Genomic DNA, 18,050 nt, shown 5'->3' on the forward strand with positions numbered 1-18,050 from the left:
ACGTCCTTTCCTGTGGTTGGTTTCAGCGAGCGTCGGACACGGCCGTCACGCCTTCCTGCACCTGCACCCGATCGCCGGGGTCGTGGTCCATCCGCACCGTGCGGGTGACGCCGTTGTATTCGTAGCGCACGTCATAGCCGACGATCTTGTTGCTGGTGTTGTTGACGGTATCGCACTTGCGTTCGACCGAAGTGCTCACCTGGGCATGCTGACGGCTGGCCTGGATGCGATTGCCGGCGTAACCGCCGCCGACCGCTCCCGCCACCGTGGCCAGGGTCCGGCCCTTGCCGCCACCGACCTGGTTGCCGAGGAGACCGCCGACCACGGCACCAATCGCCGTACCGGCGATCTGGTGCTGATCCTTCGGCGGCTCGGTGTGCGTGACCGTCTCGTCGTGGCAGACCTGTTTCGGGTTGTTCACCGTCGAGCGCACCGGATCGACGCTGACCACCTTGGCGTACTTGACCCCGGCATCCGCACTGGCGCTGGCGCCGGCATCGGCAGAGGCATTGGAAACACCCGCATCCGCGTTGCGGTTGCAGGCCGAGAGACCGGTGGCCAGCGCTGCCGCGACGGCGATATTGAGTACATTGACTGTCAACCTGTTCATCACAATCCTCTCCTCTGTTTTTGTTGGGCCGTATTGCCGGGTACCCGCCGCAGCAACCCGTGTGGTCATTGAACCGTTTTCCAACTGAATCGGAGCTAGCTCACGCCCGTTACATTATCTTCACGTCAAGGTCGCGGAACTCTCTGCCAGTGCACGAAAAACGAATCATGTTCCAGCTCGTCGACAGCCATGTTCACCTCGATGACCGCGCCTTCGCCGACGATCGCGCGGCAGTCATCGAACGCGCCTGCCTGGCTGGGGTCGACAGGATGGTCGTTCCCGCCGTCGATGCCGGAAGTTGGCCGAAAATCCGCGACCTCTGCGCCCGTCATGCCGGCCTGTATCCCGCCTACGGGCTGCACCCGATGTTCCTGTCCCAGCATGCGCCGAAACATGTCGAAGCGCTGTCTTCCTGGCTGAACGAAAACCATCCGGTGGCGGTCGGCGAGATCGGTCTGGATTTCCACGTGGACGGCCTCGACCGCGAGTTGCAGCGGCATTATTTCGCCGGTCAGCTGCAACTGGCGCGCGAACGCGACCTGCCGGTGATCGTGCACGCCCGCGGCGCGCTGGAGGAAGTCACCCTGACCCTGCGCCGAAGCGGCCGCTTGCGCGGCGTGGTGCACAGTTTTTCCGGCAGCGAGCAGCAGGCCCGGCAACTGTGGGCCATGGGTTTCCACCTGGGCATCGGCGGCCCGGTGACCTACGAGCGTGCACAGCGCCTGCGCCGCATCGTGGCGCAGATGCCGATCGAGTTCCTGCTGCTGGAAAGCGATGCCCCGGACCAGTCCGCTGCCGCCCACCGCGGCGAACGCAACGAACCGGCGTGCGTCGCCGAGGTTCTGCGCTGCATCGCGGCGCTGCGCGGCGAACCGGAGGCCGGCATTGCCGCCGCCACCACCGCCAACGCCCGCCGCCTCTTCGGCCTCGGCTGACACCCTGCCATCCGTCACTTGCAAGCCTCGCCGAAGGCTTGCTATCTTTTACTTCATTGGTGAATTATGAATCAGTGAAATGGCACGCATCACGAATTGTATTGCGATGATGGATGAAGGCATCGGCCGGGTGAGCCAGCTCATCCCGCAGATGCCCGAGCAGGAGGCGCGGTTGTGCCGGCTGATGCTGATGGTCGGCGCAAGCATGGAGGAAGGGCTCGAGTTCAAGCTCATGCCGCACAAGCTCAACCACAGCGAGTTCATCACCCTGATGATCCTGTACAGCCGCCCGGACGGCAGCTCGACGCCCGGCGAGCTTTGCGAGTTCACCAGCCAGGGCGCCACCAACATGACCCGCATCGCGAATGCACTGGTGAAGCGCGGCCTGATCACCCGCGGCACCAGCGAGGAGGATCGCCGCCGCGTGGTGATCCGCATCACCACGGCAGGCCGCCACTTCGTGCAGAAGATGCTGCCGCCGATGTTCCCCCGCCTGGACGCCATGTTCGCCGGCTTCAGCGCAACCGACAAACGGCACTTCAGCCGCCTGCTGCGCAAGCTCGCCCGCAACCTCGATCAGCTCGGCGAGGCCTCCCATCCATGAAGGAAACACCGATGAAGCACGCCCCGCTCCGCGGTCGCCCGGTGCTGGTCGCCGCGATCGTGCTGATGCTGGCCGGCTGCGCCACCGCGCCGGCCAGGCTGGGCCCGCCCGCGCTGCGCGACGACGTGCCGCTGGCCGGCCTGCAGGCACCCGCCCGCGCCGGCTGGCCGGCCGCCGATTGGTGGCGCCAGTACGACGACCCGCAGCTGGACGACCTGATCGACCGCGCCATGCGGCAGTCGCCGGACCTGGCCCTGGCGCAAAGCCGCGTGCAGGGCGCCGAGCAGTCGGCGAAGCTGGCGGCGGCCCAGCTCGGCCTGTCGGTCAACGGCAGCGCGCAGGTGTCGCGCCAGCGGATGAGCGAGCACGGCCTGATCCCGAGCAAGTTCCTCGGTTTCACCTGGTACAACCAGGCCGACCTCGGCGTGCAGCTGCAATACGACTTCGACTGGTGGGGCAAGAAGCGCGCGACGATGGAAGCGGCGCTGGACCAGGCGCGCGCCGCCGAAGCACAGCGCAGCGCGGCTGCCCTGGCGATCCAGTACGCCGTCGCCGATACCTATTTCGGCTGGCAGGCCGACCAGGCCCGGCTGCAGCTCGCCGACCAGTCGCTCGCCACGCAGCAGCGGCTTGCCGATGTCGCCGGGCTGCGCGTGCGCCAGGGCGTGGACCTGCCCGACGAAGCGCAGAAGGCGCAGGCCCAGCTGGCCGCGGCGCGCGAGATGCGGGTGGCGCTCGACGGCTCGGCGAAGATCCGCCGCGCCGCGCTCGCCTCGCTGCTCGGCGTGGCGCCGGCCGACCTGCCCGAACTGCAGGCGCGTCCGCTGCCGGCGATCGCGCGCGGCGTGCCGGCCGATGCCGGGCTGGACCTGATCGCGCGCCGCCCCGACATCGCCGCCAGCCGCTGGCAGGTCGAGGCGGCGCTGAAACAGACCGATGCCGCACGCGCCGAATTCTTCCCCGACATCGGCATCACCGCGCTCGCCGGCCTCTCCAGCATCGACCTGGACAAGCTGCTCACCGCCGGCAGCCGCACCTTCGCGCTGACCCCGGCGCTGCACCTGCCGATCTTCAGCGGCGGCGCACTCGAGGCCAACTACGGCGTGCGCAGGACCCAGCTCGACGCCGCCGTGGCGCAGTACGACGGCGCCGTGCTGGGCGCCGCGCGCGAGGTGGCCACGCAGGCGTTGAGCGCCGAGCAGGTCGCCGCCCGCCAGCGCGAGCAGCAGGCCCAGCTCGACGCCGGGCAGCGCCTGCTGGAGAGCGCGCGGGCGCGCGCGCGCCAGGGCGTTCGCGACATCCGCGAGAGCCTGGGCGCGCAGGCCGCGTTGTTGCAGCAGCGCGACGCCGCCGCCCAGTTGCAGGCCCAGGCCGTGAGCACCGACCTGGCCCTGATCAAGGCGCTTGGCGGCGGTTACCGCCGCGCCGGCGCAACCGACGCACCCTCCTCCCCTTCCGCCAACGCCGGAGCCGCCCGCCCATGAGCGCCACTGAATCCGCCACGACCTCCGTCGACGCCAATGACAGCGGCATGGCCGCGAAGGATCCGGCCAAGCGCCGCCGCACGCTGCTGATCGTGGCCGGCGTCTTCATCCTCGCCGCGCTGGCCTGGTTCCTGCTCTGGTTCTTCGTGTTCTCCACCCGCGAGAAGACCGACAACGCCTACGTGGGCGGCAACCAGGTGGCGATCTCGGCACAGGTGCCGGGCACCGTGGTGGCGATCCTCGCCGACGATACCCAGCGCGTCGAGGCCGGCCAGGTGCTGGTGAAGCTGGACAGCACCGATGCCGACACCCGGCTCGCGCAGGCGCGCAGCGCGCTGGCCCAGTCCGTGCGCGGCGTGCGCCAGCAGACCAGCTCGGCGACCAGTGCCGACGCGCAGGTGGTCGCGGCGCGGCTCGACCTGAAGAAGGCCGAGGCGGATCTGCAACGGCGCCTGCCGCTGATTGCCGCCCAGGCCGAATCGCCGGAGATCGTGCAGCACCTGCGCGACGGCGTGGACCAGGCGCGCGCCGCGGTGGACGCCGCCGCGGCGCAGTCCGCCGCGGCGCACGCGGCGATCGAGGGCACCGACGTGGCGCAGAACCCGGTGGTGATGCAGGCCCGCGCGAACTTCCGCGCCGCCTGGGTCGCCGCGCAGCGCAACGCGATCTATGCGCCGGTATCCGGCTACGTGGCCGAGCGCAGCGTGCAGCTGGGCAACAGCGTGCAGCCGGGCCAGCAATTGATGACCGTGGTGCCGCTGCACGACCTGTGGATCGACGCCAACTTCAAGGAAAGCCAGCTGCGCCACATCCGCATCGGCCAGCCGGCGACGATCGTCTCCGACCTGTACGGCAGCGACGCGGTCTACCACGGCAAGGTGGTCGGCCTGGGCGCCGGCACCGGCAGCGTGTTCTCGCTGCTGCCGGCGCAGAACGCCACCGGCAACTGGATCAAGGTGGTGCAGCGCGTGCCGGTGCGCATCGCGCTGGACAACAAGGAACTGGATCAGCACCCGCTGCGCATCGGCCTGTCCACCGACGTCACCGTCGACATCCGCAACGACCGGGGCAGCGTGCTGGCCAACCCGGCGACGCCGCAGCCGGTGGCGCAGACCGACGTCTACGAGCAGATGGCCAGCAAGGCCGACGCGGAAGCGGAGCGGATCATCCGCGCCAACCTGTCCCACGCCACCGCCGCAAACTGAGCCGCAGCATGGCCGCCACGCCGAACGACGCCGCCCCCGCCGCCCCGCCGAAGCCGCTGCACGGCGCGCCGCTGGCGCTGCTCACCATCGCCGTCGCGTTCAGCACCTTCATGGAGGTGCTGGACATGACCATCGTTAACGTCGCGGTGCCGCACATCGCCGGCAGCCTCGGCGTGAGCCCCAGCGAAGGCACCTGGACGATCAGCTCCTACGCGCTGGCCAGCGCGATCATGCAGCCGCTCACCGGCTGGCTGGCGCGCCGCTTCGGCGAGGTGAAGACCTTCGTCGGCTCGGTGCTGCTGTTCGTGATCTTCTCGATGCTGTGCGGCCTGGCCACCAGCATGCCGATGCTGGTGATCGGCCGCCTGCTGCAGGGCGCCGGCTCCGGCCCGATGGTGGCGCTGTCGCTGACCCTGCTGCTGTCGAACTACCCGAAGGAGAAACAGGGCATCGCGCTGGCGCTGTGGGCGATGACCGTGGTGGTGGCGCCGATCTTCGGCCCGATCCTGGGCGGCTGGCTCACCGACAATTTCTCGTGGCCGTGGATCTTCTATATCAACCTGCCGGTGGGGCTGGCGGCGGCGGCGGTCACCTGGGGCCTGCTGCGCAAGCGCGAGACGAAGACCTACAAGGCGCCGATCGACGCGATCGGCCTGCTGCTGCTGGTGGTCGGCGTGGGCTGCCTGCAGTTCATGCTGGACAACGGCAACGACCACGACTGGTTCGCCTCGCCGATGATCCTCACCCTCGGCCTCACCGCGCTGGTCTGCCTCACCTTCCTGATCGTGTGGGAGCTGCACGCGAAGCATCCGGTGGTGGATCTGTCGCTGTTCAAGGAGCGCAACTTCACCGTCGGCGTGATCAGCCTCTCGCTGGGCATGTTCGCGTTCTTCGGCATCAACGTGGTGTTTCCGCTGTGGCTGCAGATCACCCTGGGCTACACCGCCACCTGGGCCGGCCTGGCCACCGCGCCGGTCGGCGTGCTGGCGTTCCTGATCGCGCCGGTGCTGGGCAAGAACATGCACCGGCTGGACCTGCGCGCGGTGGTGACGTTCGCGTTCCTGGTGTTCGCCGGCACCGCGTACTGGTTCTCCACCTTCGACAGCTCGGCCTCGTTCTCCACCCTGGTGGTGCCGCGCTTCGTGATGGGCCTGGCCATCCCCTGCTTCTTCATCCCGCTGAACCAGGTCTACCTGTCCGGCCTGCCGGTGGACCAGATCGCCAGCGCCTCGGGCCTGTCCAACTTCTGCCGCACCATCGGCTCCAGCGTGTCCACTGCGATCATGGTGACCCTGTGGCAGCATCGCGGCGAATCGCACCATGCCAGCCTGACCGAATACGTCAGCCCCGGCCATCCGGCGGCGACCGAGTTCGTCGGCCAGCTGTCGCATGCCGGGCTGTCGCACACGCAGAGCCTGGGCCTGGTCGACCAGTTGCTGACGCGCGAAGCGCTGACCCTGGCGGTGAACGACGTGTTCTGGGGGTGCGCGATCCTGTTCGTGCTGCTGATCCCGGTGCTGTGGTTCGCCAAGCCGCCGTTCGGCAGCGCCGGCGGCGCGGTCGGCCACTGAAATGCTGCAGCCGCCGGTTGCAGCATGAAAAATCCCGTCCGACTGGTGCATCGCAATATCTTCTGCTAGCGTTCGCCGCATGGCACAAACCAAACGCATCATCAAGAAGTATCCGAACCGGCGTCTCTACGACACGGAGATCTCCAGCTACATCACGCTGGAGGAAGTCCGCCAGCTGGTCCTGGACAACGAGGACTTCGAGGTCCGCGACGCCAAGACCGGCGAGGACCTGACCCGTTCGGTGCTGCTGCAGATCATCTCCGAGCACGAGGACAAGGGGCAGCCGATGCTGTCGCCGCAGTTGCTCAGCCAGATCATCCGCTTCTACGGCGACTCGCTGCAGGGCTTCATGGGCCCTTACCTGGAGCGCAGCCTGCAAGTCTTTCTCGACCAGCAGACGCAGTTCCGCAGCCAGCTCAACAGCCTGATGGGGCAAACCCCCTGGAACACGCTGAACGACCTCACCGAGCGCAACCTCGCCGCGTTCCAGGCGCTGCAGCGCGGCCTGATGGACACCGCCGCCAAGGTGATTCCCACCCCCGGTGCGACCGGCCGCAGCGGCAAGAAATCCGGCTGATTCCGGCCTGACTCCCACGGCGCGCTTCGGCGTGCCGTTCGCTTGTCCCCCATCCCGATCGCTGCAGCACAACATATGCTGCCCTGCGGCATGAGCGCACCGATGGATCCGAACATGACTCGAACCGGCCTTTCTTCCCGCCTTGCCCTGGTCACCGGCGGCATCGGCGGCCTCGGCACGGAAATCTGCCGGCAGCTGGCCCGCACCGGGCGCAAGGTGGTCGCGCTGGACCTGGCTTCGCGCGAAGAGCGCGTGGCCGCATTCCACGATGAGGTCGCCGGCTTCGAGGGCGCCATCGCGTTCGAGCCGGCCGACGTCAGCGATTTCGACAACTGCCGGCATCTGGTCGAACGGATCGAGCAGCAGCACGGCAGCGTCGACATCCTGGTCAATGCCGCCGGCATCACCCGCGACGCCAGCCTGCGCAAGATGACGCCGCAGCAATGGCACGAGCTGATGCGGGTGAACCTGGACGGCGTGTTCAACATGTGCCGCCACGTGGTCGAGGGCATGGCCGCGCGCGGCTTCGGCCGCATCGTCAACATCAGCTCGGTGAACGGCCAGACCGGCCAGTTCGGCCAGACCAACTACTCCGCCGCCAAGGCCGGCGTGCACGGCTTCAGCATGGCGCTGGCGCGCGAGACCGCGCGCAAGGGCGTTACCGTCAACACCGTCTCGCCCGGCTACTGCGACACCCCGATGGTCGCCGCCGTGCCCGCCGAGATCCGCGCGCAGATCATCGCCGACATCCCGGTGGGCCGGCTCGGCCTGCCGTCCGACATCGCCCGCGCCGTGGCCTTCCTCACCGCCGACGACGCCGGCTACATCACCGGCGCCAACCTGCCGGTGAACGGCGGCTACTTCATGAGTTTCTGAGGAACGCTCCGGCCGCACGGGATTGCAGTCGCGCGCCGCTTGCGGAACAGTGGGCGGACTTTCTCCACGGACCGCAGCATGGCGCAGCCCACCATCACCCTCATCGGCGGCGGCCTGGTCGGCGCGCTGCTGGCGCAGCAGCTGGCCGGACGCGGCTTTGCCGTCGAGGTGTTCGAAAAGCGGCCTGATCCACGGCTGGCCGGCATCCTGGGCCGCTCCAGCGCATCCTACGCCCGCGGCACTCGTCCATCCATGGACAGCGGCGGCCGCTCGATCAACCTGGCACTAGCCGAGCGCGGCCTGCAGGCGTTGCGCACGGCGGGCCTGGCCGACGACGTGTTGCGGCATGCGGTGATGATGCGCGGGCGCATGGTGCACACGCAGGACGGCGCCAGCGGCCTGCAGCGCTACGGCGTGGACGACAGCGAGGTGATCTGGTCGGTCTCGCGCGGCGCGCTGAACATGCTGCTGCTGGACGCGGCCGAGGCGGCCGGCGTGCGCTTCCACTTCGGCCAGTCGCTGGTCGGCGCCGACCTCGACCGGCAGCGCATCCGGCTCGCCGACGAGGCGGGCGTGCAGCGCGAACGGGATGCCGGGCTGCTGATCGGCGCCGACGGCGCCGGCTCCGCGGTGCGCGCGGCGATGAACGCGCATGCGCCGCTGGGCGAACGGATCGAATCGCTCGGCCACGGCTACAAGGAGCTGGAGATCCCGCCGGCCGGCGAATTGCCGCCCGCGGTGCTGCAGCACAGCGGCGGCCACGACCAGTTCGCGCTGGAGCCCCACGCGCTGCACATCTGGCCGCGCGGCGGCTACATGTGCATCGCGCTGCCGAATACCGAAGGCAGCTTCACGGTGACCTTGTTCCTGCCGGCGCAAGGCGCCGCGCCGAGCTTCGCCACCCTGCCCGACGCCACTGCCGCGGCCGCGTTCTTCCGCGAACAGTTCCCGGGCCTGCTGCCGCTGATCCCGCGCTTCGGCGAGGATTTCGACAGCCACCCGGTCGGCACGCTGTCCACCCTGTACCTCGAGCGCTGGCACCTGGACGGCCGCGCGCTGCTGCTCGGCGACGCGGCGCACGCGATCGTGCCGTTCCACGGCCAGGGCATGAACTGCGGCTTCGAGGACACCGTGGTGCTGACGGACCTGCTGGCCGAGGCGCCGGACGACAGCGCCGGGGTGTTCGCCGAATTCCAGCGCGTGCGCCAGCCGAACGCCGACGCGATCGCCGCGATGGCGCTGGAGAACTACGTCGAGATGCGCGACTCGGTGGCCGACCCGCACTACCTGGCCAAGCGCGAACTGGGTGGCGCGCTGGCCGCGCGGATCCCCGGCCATTACATGACGCGCTATCGCCTGGTGACCTTCACCCACGTGCCCTATGCCTACGCGCTCGAACGCGGCCGGGCGCAGGACCATTTGCTGGAACAGCTGCTGCGCGACACGCCGAACGTGGCGGATATCGACATCGAAGCCGCCGCGCGGCTGTTCCAGTCAAAGCTAGAGCCACTGCCGAGACTGCGCCATGGATGAAGCCCTGCTCGAAGCGTTTCACGCCACCGCCTATCACGTCTGCCTGGATACGGTGACCTGGGCAACGATCCGCGTGGACCTGCCCCTGCCGGCCCGGCTCGCGGCCGCGGTCGGTTCGCGCCCGTGGGCATTCATTACGGCATGGAATCCGCAGGCGCGCCGACGCCCGCCGGCGGAGAACCTGGCCGCACAGGGCGAACTGCTGGCCGCACTGCAGGCCCAGCCCGGCGTCGTCGTCCATCCGGCCATCGGGGTCGGCACTTCCGGCTGGAGCGAGCCCAGCCTGTTCGTCGCGGGGGCGGCTGTCCCCGTGCTGGACAAGCTGGCCAGGACCCACGGGCAGCTGGCCTACGTGCACGGCGAAGCCGGCAGCGCCGCCCTGCTGCGGGTGCTGGACTGACCCGCGCAGCGGCAGCGCGCCGCATGGACAAGCGCCCTCGGCATTGCGGACAATCGAGGCGATGACCGCCGCCGACACCGCCATGCCCCTGCTCGAAGCTCGGGCCTTGAGCTTTTTTCGCCAGGACGAGCCGGTGTTCGCACCGCTGGACTTCCGGTTGCGCGCGGGCGAACTGGCCCTGGTCGAAGGCGACAACGGCAGCGGCAAGACCACCCTGCTGCGCATGCTGGCCGGGTTGCTGCACATCGGCGCCGGCGAGCTGCACTGGCGCGGCGAACCGCTGCAGCGCGACCGCTGCGCCGGCGAGATCCTGTTCCTCGGCCACCAGCTCGGTCTCAAGGCGGATCTCAGCCCGCGCGAGAACCTGCACGTCGCCGCCGGCCTGCACGGCATTCGTGACGGCGCCAGCGTGGCCGCGGTACTGGCCCGGATCGGCCTGCGCGGCTACGAGGACGAACCGGTGCGCCGGCTGTCGGCCGGCCAGAAGAAGCGCGCCGCGCTGGCCCGGCTGCTGTTGCTGCCGGCCAGCCTGTGGCTGCTCGACGAGCCATACGCGAACCTCGACCGCATCGGCATCGCGCTGGTGAACGCATTGCTGGAAGCGCACACCGACGCCGGTGGCGCGGTGATGGTCACCAGCCACGGCACGGTGAGCTTCCATGGCGGCGAGCCGCGACGGATCCGCATGCATGATTAAGGTGACCGGAAACTCCATGCATGGACCCCTCCCCCTGCTTGCCCCGAAGGGACTTCCTTCGGTCGCAGGGGAAGGCCGGGAGAGGGTTCACTCTTGCGCAAGAGCGTTACCCATCCCCAACCCTCCCCTGCGCGCAGGGGAGGGAGCACAACGATGAACCGTCCCGCCCTTACCAGCGCCTGCGCCGCGATGCTGCGGCGCGACCTCACCCTCGCCTGGCGCCGGCGCGGCGACATCGCGATGCCGGTGCTGTATGCGCTGATCGTGACTACGCTGTTCCCGTTCGCGCTGGGCCCGGAGGACACCCTGCTGCAGCGGATCGCCGGCGGCGTGGTACTGGTCACCGTGCTGCTGGCGATGCTGCTGGCGCTGGACGCGATGTTCTCCAGCGACATCGAGGACGGCTCGCTGGAGCAACTGGTGCTGGCGCCGCAGCCGCTGGCGCTGATGCTGGGCATGAAGATCCTCGCCCACTGGCTCGCCACCGCGCTGCCGCTGATCCTGATCGCGCCGCTGATGGCCGCGATGCTGCACCTGCCCGGCGCGGTGATCCCGGTGCTGCTGCTGGCGCTGGCGCTGGCCACGCCGCTGCTCAGCCTGCTCGGCGCGGTGCTGGTGGCGCTGACGGCCGGCACCCGGCGCTCTGGTATGCTGCTCGCCTTGATGCTGTTGCCGCTTTGCGTGCCGGCCGTGATCTTCGCCGCCGGCGCCGTGGCGGCCGCCCAACAGGGTTTGCCGTGGCTCGCACCGGTCGCCTGGCTCGCTGCCGCCCTGGTGCTGGCCGTGGTGCTGGCGCCACTGGCCTGCGCGGCGGCCCTCCGTATTGCCCTGGATGCTTGATGGGTTATGTCTAGCTGGATTCCGCTCTGGTTGCACAAGCTCGGCTCGCCGCCGACGTTCTACCGCTTCGCCGGCACGCTGCAGCCATGGGCGACGGCGCTGGCGCTGCTGCTCGGCGTTGTCGGGCTGTACGGCGGCCTGGTGCTGGCGCCGGCCGACTACCAGCAGGGCGACGCCTACCGGATCATCTTCATCCACGTGCCCAGCGCGTGGATGAGCATGTTCATCTACGGGGTGATGGGCGTGGCCTCGTTCATCGCGCTGGTATGGCGGATCAAGCTGGCCGAGGTGGTGGCGATGGAGTCGGCGCCGATCGGCGCGGCGTTCACCTTCATCACCCTGGTCACCGGCTCGCTGTGGGGCAAGCCGATGTGGGGCACCTGGTGGACCTGGGACGCGCGGCTCACCTCCGAGCTGGTGCTGCTGTTCCTGTTCCTCGGCGTGATCGGGCTGTACCACGCGTTCGAGGATCGCCGCCAGGGCGCGCGCGCCGCGGCGTTCCTCGCCATCATCGGCATCATCAACGTGCCGATCGTGCATTTCTCGGTGAACTGGTGGAATACCCTGCACCAGGGCAGCACGGTCAACGTGTTCGGCCCGTCGAAGATCTCCGGCGCCATGCTGTGGCCGCTGCTGACGGTGACCCTGGCCACCAAGTTCTACTACGTCGCCAGCCTGTGCCGCCGCGCGCGCACCGACCTGCTGGATCTGGAGAGCGGCAAGGACTGGGTGCGCCGGATCGCCGAAGACGAGGCCGGCCGATGAGCGCACTGCAGCACTTTTTCGCGATGGGCGGCTACGCCGCCTACGTGTGGCCGGCCTACGCGCTGTTCTTCGCCGTGCTGGTGGCCGACACCGTCGCGCCGCGGCTGCGCCGCCGCCGCGTGCTGACGGAACTTCGTGCCCGCCTGGCGCGTCAGAGCGCGCGACAGGAACGCAAGCCCCCTTCCACTCCAGCGTCCCCCTGACCGGGGCGGTCGATCGCCATGCCCATGAATCCCACCCGCAAGCGCCGGCTCACCATCGTGCTGTCGATCCTCGCCGCGGCCGCCGTCGCCGCCGTGCTGGTCGTGCTGGCGCTGCAGAACAACATGAACTACCTGCTCACGCCGAGCCAGGTGCAGTCGGGCGAGGCCGCCGGCTACAAGACGTTCCGGCTCGGCGGCATGGTCAAGGCCGGCTCGATCCAGCGTGCCAGCGACTCGCTCAAGGTCACCTTCACCGTGGTCGATGCCGGCGGCGCGATGCCGGTGGAGTACACCGGCATCCTGCCGGACCTGTTCCGCGACAACCAGTCGGTGATCGCCACCGGCCACATGGACAATGCCCACTTCGTGGCCACCGAAGTGCTGGCCAAGCATGACGAGACCTACATGCCGAAGGAGCTGAAGGACGCCATGGCCAAGGCGCACGCGGACAAGAAGATCGAGGAAGCGGCCGCCGTGCAGGACAAGCTGCCATGACCCCCGAACTCGGCCAGCTCGCGCTCATCCTCGCCCTGCTGCTGGCGCTGGCGCAGAGCATCCTGCCGCTGCTCGGCGCGTGGCGCGGCAACCGCGCGCTGATGGCGGTGGCGCGCCCGGCCGCGGTGGGCCAGGCGGTGTTCGTGGCGATGGCGTTCGGCATCCTGGCGTGGGCGTTCCTGCGCTTCGACTTCTCGGTGCAGTACGTGGCCGACAACTCGAACCTGGCGCTGCCGTGGTACTACCGCATCGCCGCGGTGTGGGGTGCGCACGAGGGTTCGCTGCTGCTGTGGATCTTCATCCTCAACGTGTGGACGGTGGCGCTGGCCGCGTTCAGCCAGAAGCTGCCCGAGGTGTTCGCCTCGCGCGTGATCGCCGTGATGGGGCTGATCGCGGTGGGCTTCCTCGCCTTCATCATCTTCACCTCCAACCCGTTCGGCCGGCTGCTGCCGATGCCGGGAGACGGCGCGGATCTCAACCCGGTGCTGCAGGATCCGGGCATGACCTTCCACCCGCCGATGCTGTACATGGGCTACGTCGGCTTCTCGGTGGCGTTCGCGTTCTCGATCGCCGCCCTGCTCGGTGGCGAGCTGGAGCAGGCCTGGGTGCGCTGGGCACGACCGTGGACGAATATCGCCTGGGCCTTCCTCACCTGCGGCATCGTCGCCGGCAGTTGGTGGGCCTACGCCGAGCTGGGCTGGGGCGGTTGGTGGTTCTGGGACCCGGTGGAGAACGCCAGCTTCATGCCGTGGCTGGTCGGCGCGGCGCTGATCCATGCGCAGGCGGTGACTGAGAAGCGCGGCTCGCTGCGCGCGTGGACCATCCTGCTGTCGATCTTCGCGTTCTCGCTGAGCCTGCTCGGCACCTTCCTGGTGCGCTCGGGCGTGCTCACCTCGGTGCACGCGTTCGCCTCCGATCCGCGCCGCGGCATCTTCATCCTGGCCTTCCTCACCATCGTGGTCGGCGGCTCGCTGCTGCTGTATGCCCTCAGGGCACCGCAGGTGCTGGGCGGCAAGCCGTTCAAGGTGCTCTCGCGCGAAACGGTGCTGCTGATCGGCAACCTGATGTTCGCGGTGGCCGCGGCGATGGTGCTGCTGGGCACGCTGTTCCCGCTGATCGGCGACGCGCTGAACCTGGGCCGGATCTCGGTGGGCCCGCCCTACTTCGGCTTCCTGTTCCCGCTGCTGATGCTGCCGGTGGTGCTGCTGCTGCCGTTCGGCCCGTTCCTGCGCTGGGGCAAGGGCGAGGCGCCGGCGATCGGGCAGGTGCTGCTGCGCGCCGGCGTCGCCGCGGCGGCCTGCGCGATCGCGGCGGCCTTCCTCGTCGACGGCCAGCTCAAGGCGATCGCCGGCGTGGCGGCGGCGGCATGGGTGATCGCCGGCGTGTTGCTGTACGCGCTGAAGCGCTGGCGTGAACTGCCGCGCGGCCGCCGCTACCCGGCCGAGATGGCCGGCATGCTGCTGGCGCACCTGGGCGTGGGCGTGTTCGTGGCCGGCGTGCTGCTGTCCGAGTCGCTCAGCGTGACCCGCGACGTGCGCATGGCGCCGGGCGAGAGCCAGCACATCGGCAGCTACGAGTTCCGCTTCGACGGCGTGCACCGCGCCAACGGCCCGAACTGGAAGGCCGACCAGGGCGTGGTCACGGTCATCCGCGACGGCAGGGAACTCACCGTGATGCACCCGCAGAAGCGCACCTACCTGCGCGGCCAGGTGCAGACCGAATCGGCGGTTGACGCCGGCGTCACCCGCGACCTGTACGTGGCGCTGGGCGAACCGATGGATGCCGGCAACGTCGAAGGCGCCTGGGCGCTGCGGCTGTACTACAAGCCGTTCGTTCGCTGGATCTGGGCCGGCGGCCTGCTGATGATGCTGGGCGGCCTGGTCTGTGCCACCGACAAGCGCTTCCGCCTCAAGCGCGGCGCCGAAACCGAAACCGGCGCCGTCGCCGGCCTGCAGGTGCAGGAAAACCGCGCATGAACCGGCTGCTTCCCTTCATCGGTTTCATGCTGCTGGTCGGGCTGTTCGGCTTCGGCATCTGGTGGAATACCCGGCACGACCCGAACGCGATCCCCACGCCGCTGCTGAACAAGCCGGCCCCGGCCTTCAACCTGCCCAAGCTGTACGAGCCCGCGCAGACGGTGGGCAAGGCCGACCTGCTGGGCAAGCCCTACCTGCTCAACGTGTTCGCCAGCTGGTGCATCGAGTGCGGCGTGGAGCACCCGGTGCTGACCGCCGAGGGCCCGTCCCTCGGCGTGACGCTGGTCGGCTACAACTACAAGGACGCCCCGGCCGACGCGAAGAACTGGCTGGCCAGGCACGGCAACCCGTACGACCTGCTGATCGCCGACGAACCCGGCCAGACCGCGATCGACTTCGGCGTGTACGGCGCGCCGGAAAGCTTCCTGATCGACGCGAAGGGCGTGATCCGCTACAAGCACATCGGCCCGCTGACCCAGGGCGTGGTGGCGAAGGAACTCAAACCGGCGATCGCGGCGATGCTGAAGGAGGCGCCGTGACGCGCCACCACCCTTGTAGGAGCCCGCTTGCGGGCGATGCTCCTGCTTTTGCAGAGCCCGGCTCTCAACAGACGAATGTCTGGCTATCCCGAATCCCGAATCCCGTGAAGAGAGCATCGCCCGCAAGCGGGCTCCTGCGAGTGATCTTCGTGGTGTTGCTCACGTTTGCCGGTGTCGCGCATGCGCAGGCGATCGAGCCGATGCCGTTCCGGGACCACGCGCAGGAGCTGCGCTTCCAGCACCTCACCCACCAGTTGCGCTGCCCGATGTGCCAGAACGAGACGCTGGCCGACTCCAACGCGCCGATCGCGCGCGACCTGCGCAACCAGATCTTCCGGATGATGCAGCAGGGCAAGAGCGACGAGGAAATCAAGCAGTACCTGGTCGCGCGCTATTCCGATTTCGTACTGTACGACCCGCCGCTGAAACCGGGCACCTGGCTACTCTGGTTCGGCCCGCTGCTGGTCCTGTGCGGCGGCACCGGCGTGGTGCTGGCGGCGATCCGCCGGCGCAACCGCGGCGACAGCGTCGCCGAGGCACCCACCGATAACGGGGACGACTGGTGAAGACCGTTTTTATCATTGCCGCTGCCGCGATGATCGCCGTGGCGCTGGCCGTGCTGTTGCTGCCGCTGATGCGCCAGGGCCGCAAGTCCGGTCGGCCGCGCAGCGTGTTCGTGACGAGCCTGCTGATCGCCCTGGTGCTGCCGCTGGGCGCCGGCGCGCTGTACCTGCTGGTGGGTACGCCCGCCGCCCTGAACGGGGTGACCGCCCAGCCCGCGCCGATCAGCCTGCCGCAGGCGATCGCCGAACTGCGTACGCACCTGCAGCAGCAGCCGGACGACCTGCAGGGCTGGATGCTGCTGGCGCAGACCAGCAGCATGCTGCGCCAGCCGGCCGATGCGCGCGATGCGTTCGACCACGCGCTGAAACTCGACCCCAACAACGCCGAGGCGATGATCGGCTGGGCCGAGAACGATTCGATGACGCGCAACGACCACCTGATCGAGGGACGTGCGCTGGAACTGCTCAAGCGCGCCGTGCAGTTGCACCCCGACAGCCAGCGCGGCCTGTGGCTGCTGGGCATCGGCAACTTCCAGCGCGGCGAATACCGCGAGGCCGCCGCCACCTGGCGCCTGCTGCTGCCGCAGCTGGAGCCCGGCTCGTCGGTGGCGAAGGCGGTTGCCGAACAGATCGCCGTCGCCGACGCACGCGCCGGCGGCGCCCCGGCCAGCGCATCGAGTAGCGCCGCCGCACCTGCCCCGCAGGGCGCCGCCCTGCAGGTGCAGGTGACGCTGGCGCCGGCGCTGAAGGACAAGCTCGCCCCCGGCGATGCGCTGTTCGTCTATGCCCGTGCAGAGAACGGCCCGCCGATGCCGCTGGCCGTCGCCAAGATCGACCCGGCCCAGTTGCCCGCCACCGTCACCCTTTCCGACGCGATGGCGATGACGCCGGCGTTCAGGCTGTCCTCGGTCCAGCGCGTCTTCGTCGGCGCGCGGATCAGCCGCAGCGGCCAGCCAATCGCCCAGCCCGGCGACCTGGAAGGCGACGCTGGCGTGGTCGCGGTGGACAGCAAGGCGCCGGTCAAGATCAACATCGACAAGGTGCACTGACGATGGGCGACGCGCGCCGCTATTTCGCCCTGCCCTCGCCGTTCGCGATGAAGCGCGGCGGCGAGCTGCACGGTGCGCACGTCGCCTACGAGACCTGGGGCACGCTGAACGCGGCGCGCGACAACGCCGTGCTGGTGCTGACCGGGCTGTCGCCCAGTGCGCACATGACCTCCTGCGAGGAGGATCCCGCGCCGGGCTGGTGGCAGGAAATGGCCGGCCCCGGCAAGGCGATCGACACCACGCGCTGGTTCGCGATCTGCGTGAACTCGCTGGGCAGCGACAAGGGCTCCACCTGCCCTGCCTCGATCGACCCGGCCACCGGCGAACCGTACCGGCTGAGCTTTCCCGAACTGGCGCTGGAGGACGTCGCCAACGCGGCGCACGCCGTGGTCGCCAGCCTCGGCATCGGCCAACTCGCCTGCCTGATCGGCTGCTCGATGGGCGGCATGAGCGCGCTGGCCTACATGCTGCTGCACCCGCACAGCGTGCGCGCGCACATCAGCGTGGACACCGCGCCGCAGGCGCAGCCGTTCGCCATCGCGATCCGTTCGCTGCAGCGCGAGGCGATCCGGCTCGACCCGCACTGGAACGAGGGCCGCTACGACGACGCCAGCTATCCCGACATCGGCATGAGCATCGCGCGCAAGCTCGGCGTGATCACCTATCGCTCGGCGATGGAATGGAACGGCCGCTTCGCGCGCATCCGGCTCGATCCGGAACAGCGCGAGGACGAGCCGTTCGGCCGCGAGTTCCAGGTGGAATCCTACCTCGAAGGCCACGCCCGCCGCTTCGTGCGCCACTTCGACCCGAACAGCTACCTGTACCTGTCGCGCGCCAGCGACTGGTTCGATATCGCCGAGTACGGCCGCGGCAGCGTGCTCGAAGGGCTCAAGCGCATCTGTATCGAGCAGGCGATGGTGATCGGCGTCAGCACCGACATCCTGTTCCCGCTGCAGCAGCAGGAACAGATCGCGGAAGGCCTGGAAGCGGCCGGCGCGCGGGTGGAGTTCGTGGCGCTGGATTCGCCGCAGGGACACGACGCCTTCCTGGTCGACATCGACAACTACAGTCGCGCGATCGGCGGCTTCCTGAACCGGCTGCCGGCCTCCTGACCGCTGCGCTGGTAAG

At 69.2% G+C, this 18,050-nt stretch carries 20 protein-coding genes; 19 read left to right on the plus strand and 1 reads right to left on the minus strand.

From position 1 onward, the window contains the following. Positions 1 to 22 precede the first annotated feature (22 nt). Positions 23 to 610 (minus strand): glycine zipper 2TM domain-containing protein, encoded by a 588-nt coding sequence (locus tag RHOFW104R8_RS07145; protein ID WP_068095737.1) that lies wholly within the window; start codon positions 608 to 610, stop codon positions 23 to 25. Between the two features lie 167 nt (positions 611 to 777). On the opposite strand from RHOFW104R8_RS07145, the gene RHOFW104R8_RS07150 reads away from it, so the two are divergent. The 19 genes from RHOFW104R8_RS07150 (at position 778) to RHOFW104R8_RS07240 (ending at position 18,034) form a co-directional block, all read left to right on the plus strand. Next, on the plus strand, positions 778 to 1,545 hold the full coding sequence (locus RHOFW104R8_RS07150; protein ID WP_068095735.1) for a TatD family hydrolase: 768 nt from the start codon (positions 778 to 780) through the stop codon (positions 1,543 to 1,545). A 79-nt stretch (positions 1,546 to 1,624) separates the two neighbouring features. Next, on the plus strand, positions 1,625 to 2,149 hold the full coding sequence (locus RHOFW104R8_RS07155) for a MarR family winged helix-turn-helix transcriptional regulator (RefSeq protein WP_068095733.1): 525 nt from the start codon (positions 1,625 to 1,627) through the stop codon (positions 2,147 to 2,149). A gap of 11 nt (positions 2,150 to 2,160) precedes the next feature. Continuing rightward, the gene (locus tag RHOFW104R8_RS07160) at positions 2,161 to 3,633 is read left to right on the plus strand and encodes an efflux transporter outer membrane subunit (RefSeq protein WP_068095731.1); all 1,473 of its coding nucleotides are present in this window, start codon (positions 2,161 to 2,163) and stop codon (positions 3,631 to 3,633) included. Then, complete coding sequence (locus RHOFW104R8_RS07165; protein ID WP_068095729.1) at positions 3,630 to 4,838, plus strand: efflux RND transporter periplasmic adaptor subunit; 1,209 nt, start codon at positions 3,630 to 3,632, stop codon at positions 4,836 to 4,838. Before RHOFW104R8_RS07160 ends, RHOFW104R8_RS07165 begins: the two co-directional genes overlap by 4 nt. Before the next feature lie 8 nt (positions 4,839 to 4,846). Next, complete coding sequence (locus RHOFW104R8_RS07170; RefSeq protein ID WP_068095728.1) at positions 4,847 to 6,409, plus strand: DHA2 family efflux MFS transporter permease subunit; 1,563 nt, start codon at positions 4,847 to 4,849, stop codon at positions 6,407 to 6,409. 79 nt (positions 6,410 to 6,488) lie between these two features. Beyond that, positions 6,489 to 6,986, plus strand: coding sequence for a polyhydroxyalkanoate synthesis repressor PhaR (gene phaR, locus RHOFW104R8_RS07175; protein WP_068095727.1), 498 nt, complete (start codon positions 6,489 to 6,491; stop codon positions 6,984 to 6,986). 114 nt (positions 6,987 to 7,100) lie between these two features. Then, a complete protein-coding gene (gene phbB / locus RHOFW104R8_RS07180; protein ID WP_068095771.1) occupies positions 7,101 to 7,862 on the plus strand; it encodes an acetoacetyl-CoA reductase in 762 nt (253 codons plus the stop codon). Positions 7,863 to 7,940: 78 nt separating this feature from the next. Further along, complete coding sequence (locus tag RHOFW104R8_RS07185; RefSeq protein ID WP_068095726.1) at positions 7,941 to 9,395, plus strand: NAD(P)/FAD-dependent oxidoreductase; 1,455 nt, start codon at positions 7,941 to 7,943, stop codon at positions 9,393 to 9,395. Next, positions 9,388 to 9,795: a DUF3293 domain-containing protein gene (locus RHOFW104R8_RS07190; RefSeq protein WP_068095725.1), complete on the plus strand. Its 408-nt coding sequence runs from the start codon at positions 9,388 to 9,390 to the stop codon at positions 9,793 to 9,795. The genes RHOFW104R8_RS07185 and RHOFW104R8_RS07190 overlap by 8 nt, the downstream gene beginning before the upstream one ends. Positions 9,796 to 9,856: 61 nt before the next feature. Continuing rightward, positions 9,857 to 10,492, plus strand: coding sequence for a cytochrome c biogenesis heme-transporting ATPase CcmA (gene ccmA, locus RHOFW104R8_RS07195; RefSeq protein ID WP_068095723.1), 636 nt, complete (start codon positions 9,857 to 9,859; stop codon positions 10,490 to 10,492). A 153-nt stretch (positions 10,493 to 10,645) separates the two neighbouring features. Further along, a complete protein-coding gene (gene ccmB, locus RHOFW104R8_RS07200) occupies positions 10,646 to 11,332 on the plus strand; it encodes a heme exporter protein CcmB (protein ID WP_068091150.1) in 687 nt (228 codons plus the stop codon). Positions 11,333 to 11,338: 6 nt separating this feature from the next. Beyond that, the gene (locus tag RHOFW104R8_RS07205; RefSeq protein WP_068091152.1) at positions 11,339 to 12,097 is read left to right on the plus strand and encodes a heme ABC transporter permease; all 759 of its coding nucleotides are present in this window, start codon (positions 11,339 to 11,341) and stop codon (positions 12,095 to 12,097) included. After that, a complete protein-coding gene (gene ccmD / locus RHOFW104R8_RS07210) occupies positions 12,094 to 12,300 on the plus strand; it encodes a heme exporter protein CcmD (protein ID WP_068091155.1) in 207 nt (68 codons plus the stop codon). The genes RHOFW104R8_RS07205 and ccmD overlap by 4 nt, the downstream gene beginning before the upstream one ends. Positions 12,301 to 12,324: 24 nt before the next feature. After that, complete coding sequence (gene ccmE, locus RHOFW104R8_RS07215) at positions 12,325 to 12,795, plus strand: cytochrome c maturation protein CcmE (RefSeq protein WP_201028721.1); 471 nt, start codon at positions 12,325 to 12,327, stop codon at positions 12,793 to 12,795. Then, on the plus strand, positions 12,792 to 14,771 hold the full coding sequence (locus RHOFW104R8_RS07220; protein WP_068091159.1) for a heme lyase CcmF/NrfE family subunit: 1,980 nt from the start codon (positions 12,792 to 12,794) through the stop codon (positions 14,769 to 14,771). The genes ccmE and RHOFW104R8_RS07220 overlap by 4 nt, the downstream gene beginning before the upstream one ends. Next, entirely contained in the window at positions 14,768 to 15,310 is a 543-nt protein-coding gene (locus RHOFW104R8_RS07225) for a DsbE family thiol:disulfide interchange protein (protein ID WP_068091161.1), read from the plus strand. Before RHOFW104R8_RS07220 ends, RHOFW104R8_RS07225 begins: the two co-directional genes overlap by 4 nt. A gap of 140 nt (positions 15,311 to 15,450) precedes the next feature. Next, positions 15,451 to 15,876 carry a cytochrome c-type biogenesis protein gene (locus RHOFW104R8_RS07230; RefSeq protein WP_068091162.1) on the plus strand — a complete coding sequence of 142 codons (426 nt, stop codon included), beginning with the start codon at positions 15,451 to 15,453 and terminating at the stop codon, positions 15,874 to 15,876. Continuing rightward, positions 15,873 to 16,922: a tetratricopeptide repeat protein gene (locus RHOFW104R8_RS07235; protein ID WP_068091166.1), complete on the plus strand. Its 1,050-nt coding sequence runs from the start codon at positions 15,873 to 15,875 to the stop codon at positions 16,920 to 16,922. The genes RHOFW104R8_RS07230 and RHOFW104R8_RS07235 overlap by 4 nt, the downstream gene beginning before the upstream one ends. A 2-nt stretch (positions 16,923 to 16,924) precedes the next feature. After that, complete coding sequence (locus tag RHOFW104R8_RS07240; RefSeq protein ID WP_068091168.1) at positions 16,925 to 18,034, plus strand: homoserine O-acetyltransferase; 1,110 nt, start codon at positions 16,925 to 16,927, stop codon at positions 18,032 to 18,034. Positions 18,035 to 18,050 lie beyond the last annotated feature (16 nt).

The sequence above is a fragment of the Rhodanobacter sp. FW104-R8 genome, from assembly GCF_001617365.1.
In the GTDB taxonomy this organism is placed as follows: domain Bacteria; phylum Pseudomonadota; class Gammaproteobacteria; order Xanthomonadales; family Rhodanobacteraceae; genus Rhodanobacter.